This is a genomic window from Actinoplanes sp. G11-F43, from assembly GCF_050589265.1.
Taxonomy (GTDB): domain Bacteria; phylum Actinomycetota; class Actinomycetes; order Mycobacteriales; family Micromonosporaceae; genus Actinoplanes.
The window spans coordinates 1-8,039 of record NZ_JBNZCE010000085.1 but is presented as its reverse complement, the minus strand read 5'-3'; the positions used below and the strand labels follow the sequence as shown (position 1 = coordinate 8,039).

General features: G+C 69.9%; 2 protein-coding genes. Both read left to right on the top strand.

The window, feature by feature from the left end; all coding sequences use genetic code 11:
- The first annotated feature begins 18 nt into the window (after nt 1-18).
- On the top strand, nt 19-5,961 hold the full coding sequence (locus ACQ0O7_RS44975) for an SDR family NAD(P)-dependent oxidoreductase (RefSeq protein WP_430792077.1): 5,943 nt from the start codon (nt 19-21) through the stop codon (nt 5,959-5,961).
- A 60-nt stretch (nt 5,962-6,021) separates the two neighbouring features.
- Nucleotides 6,022-8,039: type I polyketide synthase (locus ACQ0O7_RS44970; RefSeq protein WP_430792076.1), on the top strand; the 2,018-nt coding region annotated here is incomplete at its 3' end.

Genomic DNA, 8,039 nt, shown 5'->3' with positions numbered 1-8,039 from the left:
ACCGGTGTCAACGATCCGGTGACTGCGGTGGATCAGGCGCAGGTGTGGGGTCTGGGTGTGGTGGCCGCTTTGGAGCTCGGTGACCGCTGGGGTGGCCTGATCGATCTGCCGGTAGTGCTGGATGGTCGTGCCGGTTCGCGGTTGGTGTCGGTGCTGGCTGGTGGTGGTGAGGATCAGGTTGCGATCCGGCCGTCGGGGATCGTGGGTCGTCGTCTGGTGCGTGCGTCACGACCGGTGGCGGGCCGGACGTGGTCGCCGCGTGGTGCGGTGCTGGTGACCGGTGGTACCGGTGGTGTCGGCGCGATCACTGCTGAGTGGGTGGTCGGCCGGGGTGCAGCCAGGGTGGTGTTGACCAGCCGGTCGGGTCCGGCGGCTGGGGGAGTCGCCGAGCTTGCGGCCTCGCTCGCCGCTGCTGGTGCCGCAGTGGATGTGGTGGCGTGTGATGTCGCCGCCCGGCCGGCTGTCACGGGTCTGCTGGAGTGGATCGACGCCTCGGGTATTGCGTTGTCGTCGGTGGTGCATGCGGCGAGTGTGGGTGCGCAGATCCCGGTCGATCAGGTGACGGCTGCGGACCTGTCCCACGTCTTGGCGGCGAAGGCCGGTGGTGCGGCCTTGCTGGACGAGTTGACCGCTGATCGGGAGCTCGACGCGTTCATCCTGTTCTCCTCCGGCGCCGGCACGTGGGGTAGTGGCGGGCTGAGCGCGTACGCGGCGGCCAACGCCTTCCTCGACGCCTTGTGTGACAACCGGCGTTCCCGTGGTCTGGTGGCCACCTCGATCGTCTGGGGTTTGTGGGCGGGTGTCGGGATGGCCGCCGGTGAGGGTGGTGACCGGCTGCTGGATTCCGGGATGGAGGCCATCGACGCTGAGCGCGGCATGCGGGCGTTGGGGCAGGCGGTGGATGCCGGCGAGGGTGTGGTGGTGGTCGCCGGGTTCGACTGGGAGCACTTCGTGCCGACGTACACGTTGCGCCGGTCGAGTCCGTTGCTGTCGGCTCTGCCCGAGGTCCGGAAGGTGTTGGCTGCGGAGGAGTCCGTTGTCAGTGAGTCTGGTGGTTCGGAGTTGGCGCTCCGGCTCCGGGCGATGCCCGAGGGCGAGCAGCGGCAGACGCTGACCGAGATGGTTCGGGCTCATGCGGCGGCCGTGCTGGGTCACGACTCGGTGGATGCGGTGTTGCCGCAGCGGGCGTTCAAGGACCTGGGTTTCGATTCGGTCGGTGCGGTGGCGTTGCGGAACCGGCTGGCTCCGGCGGTCGGGGTTCGCCTGCCGTCGACGTTGGTGTTCGACTATCCGAACGCGGCGGTGTTGGCGGAGTTCATCCGTGCTGAGCTGGTCGGAGCCGGTGAATCCGACAGTGCGGTGCGGGTGGTGGCGGCGGCCGGTGGTGAGCCGATCGCGATCGTCGGGATGGGCTGCCGGTATCCGGGTGATGTCCGTGGCCCCGAGCAGTTCTGGGAGCTGCTGACCAACGGCACCGACGTGATCTCCGGGTTCCCGACCGACCGTGGCTGGGAGGCGTTCGAGGAGGAGTCCGGCGGCAACTACGTTCGTGAGGGCGGCTTCGTCTATGACGTGGCCGATTTCGATTCGGGGTTCTTCGGGATCAATCCGCGTGAGGCGCTCGCCATGGACCCGCAGCAGCGGTTGCTCCTGGAGACCTCATGGGAGGCGATCGAGCAGGCCGGTCTGGCGCCGTCGTCGCTGCACGGCTCGGCCACGGGTGTGTTCATCGGGGCGAGTCATTCCGGCTACGAGGGTTTGCTGCCCACCGATGACAGCAGCCTGGACGGGTATCGTCTGACCGGCTCGGTGTCGTCGGTGGCGTCGGGTCGTATCTCGTACGTGCTGGGTCTGACCGGTCCTGCCGTCACCGTGGACACGGCCTGCTCCTCCTCGCTGGTGGCCCTGCACCAGGCGGTGAACGCGCTGCGTGGCGGTGAGTGCACGATGGCGTTGGCCGGCGGTGTCGCGGTGATGACCCTGCCGGGCGCGTTCATCGAGTTCGCCGAGCAGGGCGGGATGGCGTCCAGCGGCCGGAGCAAGGCGTTCTCCGACGACGCGGACGGGATCGGCTGGGGTGAGGGCGCCGGCATGATCCTGCTGGAGCGGTTGTCGGATGCCCGCCGTAACGGTCACCAGGTTCTCGCTGTCATCCGAGGTAGCGCCATCAACCAGGACGGTGCGTCGAACGGCTTGTCCGCCCCGAATGGTCCGTCGCAGCGGCGGGTGATCCGGGCGGCGCTGGCGAACGCACGACTGTCGGCGGCGGACGTGGACGTGGTGGAGGCGCACGGCACCGGCACGACGCTGGGCGATCCGATCGAGGCGGGTGCTCTGCTGGCCACGTACGGTCAGGAGAAGTCTGCTGATCGGCCGTTGTGGCTGGGCTCGGTGAAGTCGAACATCGGTCACCTGCAGACGGCCGCCGGCACCGCCAGTGTGATCAAGATGGTCCTGGCGCTGCAGAACAACCTCTTGCCGCGTACGTTGCACGCTGACACTCCGTCGTCGCAGGTCGACTGGTCGTCGGGTCATGTCGAGTTGTTGCAGCAGGCGCGGGAGTGGCCGGCTGGTGAGCGGGTGCGCCGGGCTGGTGTGTCGGCGTTCGGTGTCAGTGGCACCAACGTGCACGTGATCATCGAGGAGGCGCCGCCCGCGGAGGCGGTGGATTCCGCAAGCCGGCCGGCCAGGCCGGTGCTCGCCGCGGACCTGCCGGTGTGGCTGGTGTCCGGGCACAACGCCGCCGCGCTCGCGGGGCAGGCGGGTCGTCTGCGTGAGCATGTCGTGGCCCGTCCGGAGCTGCCGGTGAGTGATGTGGCGTGGTCCCTGGCGACTGGTCGATCGACGCACGACCATCGCGCCGTCGTCATCGGCGCCGACCGCGATGAGTTGCTGGCCGGTCTGGTGTCGGTGGCGACTGGTCAGCCGGCGGCCGGTGTGGTGACCGGTGAGGTTTCCCCTGGTGGTGTCGGGCGGACGGTGTTCGTGTTCCCCGGTCAGGGCTCGCAGTGGATCGGGATGGGCCGGGAGTTGGCGGAGTCGTCGCCGGTGTTCGCGGCGAGGTTGGCCGAGTGCGCGGCGGCCCTGGAGCCCTTCGTGGACTGGCAGCTGGATGACGTACTGGCTGGTCGTCATGGTTTTGAGTCCGCTGATGTGGTGCAGCCGGCGTTGTGGGCGGTGATGGTGTCGCTGGCTGCGGTGTGGCGTGCTGCCGGTGTCGACCCGGATGCGGTGGTGGGTCATTCGCAGGGTGAGATCGCGGCTGCTGCGGTGGCGGGGATCCTGTCGTTGGAGGACGCGGCCAAGGTTGTCGCGTTGCGCAGCCGGGCGTTGACGGCACTCGCCGGTCATGGCGGGATGCTGTCGATCGCGGAGTCGGTGGACGCGGTCCGGCGCAGGATCGCCTCCTTTGGTGATCGGCTGTCGATCGCGGCGGTGAACGGCCCGTCGGCGACAGTGGTCTCCGGTGAGCCGGGAGCGCTGCACGAGTTGCAGGCGGCCTGCGGTGATGCGGTGCGAACCCGGATGATCCCGGTGGACTACGCCTCGCACGGTCCGCAGGTCGAGCGGTTGCGGGACGAGATCCTGACTGTGCTGGACGGGATCGCGCCCGGTCCGGCGGCCATCCCGATGGTGTCGGCGCTGACCGGGCAGTGGCTGTCAGGGCCGGAGTTGGACGCCGGTTACTGGTACTCGTCGTTGCGGGAGACCGTGGAGTTCGACAGGGCCGCAAAGGTGCTGACCGATTCCGGTCACGGCGTGTTCGTGGAGGTCTCTCCGCATCCCGTCTTGATCCAGGCTGTTGACGCCGCTGTCACGGTGGNCAGTCTTCGTCGTGATGATGGTGGTGCGCGGCGTCTGATGGCGTCGTTCGCTGAGGCGTTCGTCAACGGCGTCGCCGTCGACTGGTCGATGGTGCTGGGCGGGGGGAGAACGGTCGGTCTACCGACGTACGCGTTCCAGCGGCGCCGGTTCTGGCCAGAGATGCCTGCCGTCTCGGCCCGATCGCTGGACGACTGGCGTTACCGGATCATCTGGCAGCTGTCGCAATCTGATGCGATCACACCGGCACTGTCCGGGACGTGGCTGGTGGTCGGCACCGATCCGGTCGGCCCGGCGGTCGCCGCGGCGCTCACGAGTCACGGCGCCGAGGTCGTCACGGTCGCCGGTGCGGACGGGTGGGATCCCGTCCGGCTGGCGGACGTGTCAGGAGTCGTGTCGCTGTTGGCTCTGGACGAGACTCCCGACGCCGACTACCCGTGGCTGGCCGCCGGTTTGGCCGCGACGGTGGATCTGGTGAAGAGCGTGCACCGCGCGGGAGCGCAGATCCCGTTGTGGCTGCTGACGCGTGGTGCGGTACAGACGGGTGCGGGTGAGTCGACGACCAGCCCGGCGCAGACGGCGGTGTGGGGTCTGGGCCGTGCGGTGGGTTTGGAGCGTCCCGAGCTCTGGGGTGGTCTGATCGATCTGTCGGAGGGGTTCGGCGGTGCGGCTCTGGTGTCGGTGCTGGCGGATGGCACTGAGGATCAGGTGGCTTTGCGGTCTGAGGGTGTGTTCCTGCGCCGTCTGGTTCGGGCTGAGACCCGTCGTGCGGTTCCTCGGGAGTGGTCGCCGCGGGGGACGGTGCTGCTCACCGGTGGCACCGGTTCGATCGGGGTGAGCATCGGTCCATGGCTGGCCGGGCGGGACACCGCGCGTGTGGTCCTGACATCCCGTTCCGGTCCGTCGGCGCCGAACGTCTCGGCGCTGGCCGCGTCGGTGGCCGAAGCGGGCACGGGTGTCGAGGTGATCAGCTGCGACCTGGGTGAAGCCGAGCAGGTGGCCGCGATGGTGTCCTGGATCGAGGAATCCGGCCCCGGCCTGTCGACGGTGTTGCACTCGGCAAATCTGCCTTATCTGGCGTGGGTGCAGGACACCGATCGTGAGGGTCTGGCCGCCGCGCTGGGAGCCAAGGCCGCCGGTGCTGTGCATCTCGATCAGGCCACCGCCGGCCTGGATGTTGACGAGTTCGTGTTGTTCTCGTCGATCTCGGCGACGTGGGGCAGTAACGATCACGGTGCCTACGCGGCCGGGAATGCGTTCCTGGACGGGTTCGCCGAGCAGCGGCGGGCGAGGGGTCTTCCCGCGACGTCGATCGCGTGGGGTGTGTGGGACAGCCGCGATTGGGATGCCGTCGATGCGGCGATGGCGCAGGGCGCGGGTGCGGTCACGCCGAGTCGTTTGCGTCGGCAGGGCATGAACTTCCTTGATATCGACCGGGCGCTGACCGCGTTGGGTGAGGTTCTGGCCGAGGACGAGACGTTCATCGCGGTCGCTGATGTGGAGTGGGAGAAGTTCGCTCCCGTCTTCCAGATGGCCCGGCCTCGTCCGCTGCTGGACACCATCGTCGAGGCGCGGGAGCCGGTGGATCCCGTCGCGGATTCGCAGGGCCGTGGTGAGTACGCCTCCCGGCTGGCCGCGATGTCCGCCACCGAGCGCCGGCGTGGGGTGATCGAGCTGGTCCGTTCACATGCCGCCGCGGTGCTGGGATACGGCGTGGGGGAGGAGGTCCCGGCCGAGCGCGCGTTCCGGGACGTCGGTTTCGACTCGCTGACCGCCGTCGAGCTGCGCAACCGGCTCAACACCGCGACCGGCCTGCGACTGCCCGCCACCGTCGTGTTCGACCACCCCAACCCGACGGCCCTGGCCGACGAACTCCTCGCCGAACTGTTCCACGGTGACCCGGTGGGGCACACCGCTGTGCTCGACGAGTTCGAGCGCCTGGCGGCCGGGCTCACACCACCGGACGACGCGACCCGCGCCGAGATCGTGGCCCGGCTGGAGGCGCTGACCCAGCGCTTCCGGGCCCAGCGGTCCGGTGCGGCGGACGAGGCGGAGCAGCAACGCGCACTGGAGGCGGCGTCCGCGGACGAACTGATCGCCCTCCTGGATGACGAACTGGACGATCCCGACTTCGCCTGACCCTCGGCCGGAAGTCCGGAACGCCACCCACTCCTGAAGCACCTCGAAGGGTATGACGCGATGCAGAACGACGAGAAACTCCTCGACTACCTGAAGCAGACCACCGCGAAGCTGCGCACCACGCGGGCCCGGCTGCGTGAGGTGACCGAGCGGGAGCGGGAGCCGATCGCCATCGTCGGGATGGCGTGCCGCTTCCCGGGAGGCGTCACCGACCCCGAGGAGCTCTGGGACCTGCTCGCCTCCGGTGGCGACGCCGTCGGTGACTTCCCCACCGACCGTGGCTGGGATCTCGGCGCGCTCTTCGACCCGGATCCGGCGGCGGTCTACACCAGCGATGTGTCCCGGGCCGGTTTCGTGTCCGGTGTGACCGACTTCGACGCCGGCTTCTTCGGGATCAGTCCGCGCGAGGCGATGGCGATGGACCCGCAGCAGCGGCTGCTGCTGGAGACGTCGTGGGAGGCGCTCGAACGGGCCGGCATCGACCCGGCCTCGCTGAAGGGCTCGGACACCGGCGTGTTCGCGGGGGCCGCGCCCTCCGGATACCCCGGCGGGGGCGACATCTCCGGATCGGAGGCACACCTGATCACCGGTACGGCGATGAGTGTGCTGTCCGGGCGGATCTCGTACACGCTCGGGCTGGTCGGGCCGGCCGTCTCGGTGGACACGGCCTGTTCGTCCTCGCTGGTCGCGGTGCACCTGGCGGCGCAGGCACTGCGTGCCGGGGACTGCTCGATGGCACTGGCCGGCGGGGTGACCGTGATCGTCGGGCCGGGCGAGTTCGTGGGCTTCTCGGCGCAGAGCGCGCTGGCGGCGGACGGGCGGTGCAAGGCGTTCGGTGCGGACGCGGACGGGATGGGTCTGGCCGAGGGGGCGGGCGTACTCGTACTGGAAAGGCTCTCGGAGGCTCGCCGCAAGGGGCATCGGGTGCTCGCCGTGATCCGCGGTGGCGCGTACAACCAGGACGGTGCCTCCAACGGTCTGTCGGCGCCCAACGGCCCGTCGCAGCGGCGGGTCATCCGTGCCGCGCTGGCCAACGCGCGGCTGACCGCGGCCGACGTGGATGTGGTCGAGGGGCATGGCACGGGCACCACACTGGGCGATCCGATCGAGGCGCAGGCGCTGCTGGCGACCTACGGCCAGGGCCGTCCCGCGGACCGTCCGCTGTGGCTGGGTTCGATCAAGTCGAACATCGGCCACGCCCAGCAGGCGGCGGGGGTGGCGGGCATCATCAAGATGGTGCTCGCGATGCGGCACGGTGTGCTTCCGGCCACGTTGCACGCGGAGCGGCCCACCCCGCACGTCGACTGGTCGGCCGGCCGGGTGAGCCTGCTGCGGGAGGCGGTGGCCTGGCCCACCGGCGACCGGCCGCGTCGTGCCGGGGTGTCGGCGTTCGGGATCAGCGGCACCAACGCCCACCTCATCATCGAGGAGGCGCCGGCCGAAGAGCCGGTGGAGGTCCCCGCCCAAGAACCGGTGGAGACCCCGGCCGGGGCGGCGGGGCGGCTTCCGCTTCTGCGCCCGGACCTGGCGGCCGTACCGTTCGTGGTCTCCGGACGGTCCGCCGCCGCGCTCGCCGACCAGGCGGAACGCCTGCGGGTGCACGCCCTGATGCGCCCGGAGCACGGGACCACCGCGATCGCGCGGGCGCTCGCCACCAGCCGCACCGCGTTCGAGCACCGTGCCGTGGTGCTGGGCGCCGACCGGGACGAGCTGCTGGCGGGACTGGCGTCGGTGGCGACCGGTGAGCCCGCGCCCGGTGTGGTGACCGGTTCGCCGGCCGCCGTCGACGGCAAGACGGTGTTCGTCTTCCCCGGCCAGGGCAGTCAGTGGATCGGGATGGGCCGGGAGTTGGCTGGGGAGTCGCCGGTGTTCGCGGCGAGGTTGGCCGAGTGTGCGGCGGCTTTGGAGCCGTTCGTGGACTGGCGACTGGATGACGTACTGGCTGGTCGTCATGGTTTTGAATCTGCTGACGTCGTGCAGCCGGCGTTGTGGGCGGTGATGGTTTCTTTGGCTGCGGTGTGGCGTGCCGCGGGTGTGGAGCCGGATGCGGTGGTGGGTCATTCGCAGGGTGAGATCGC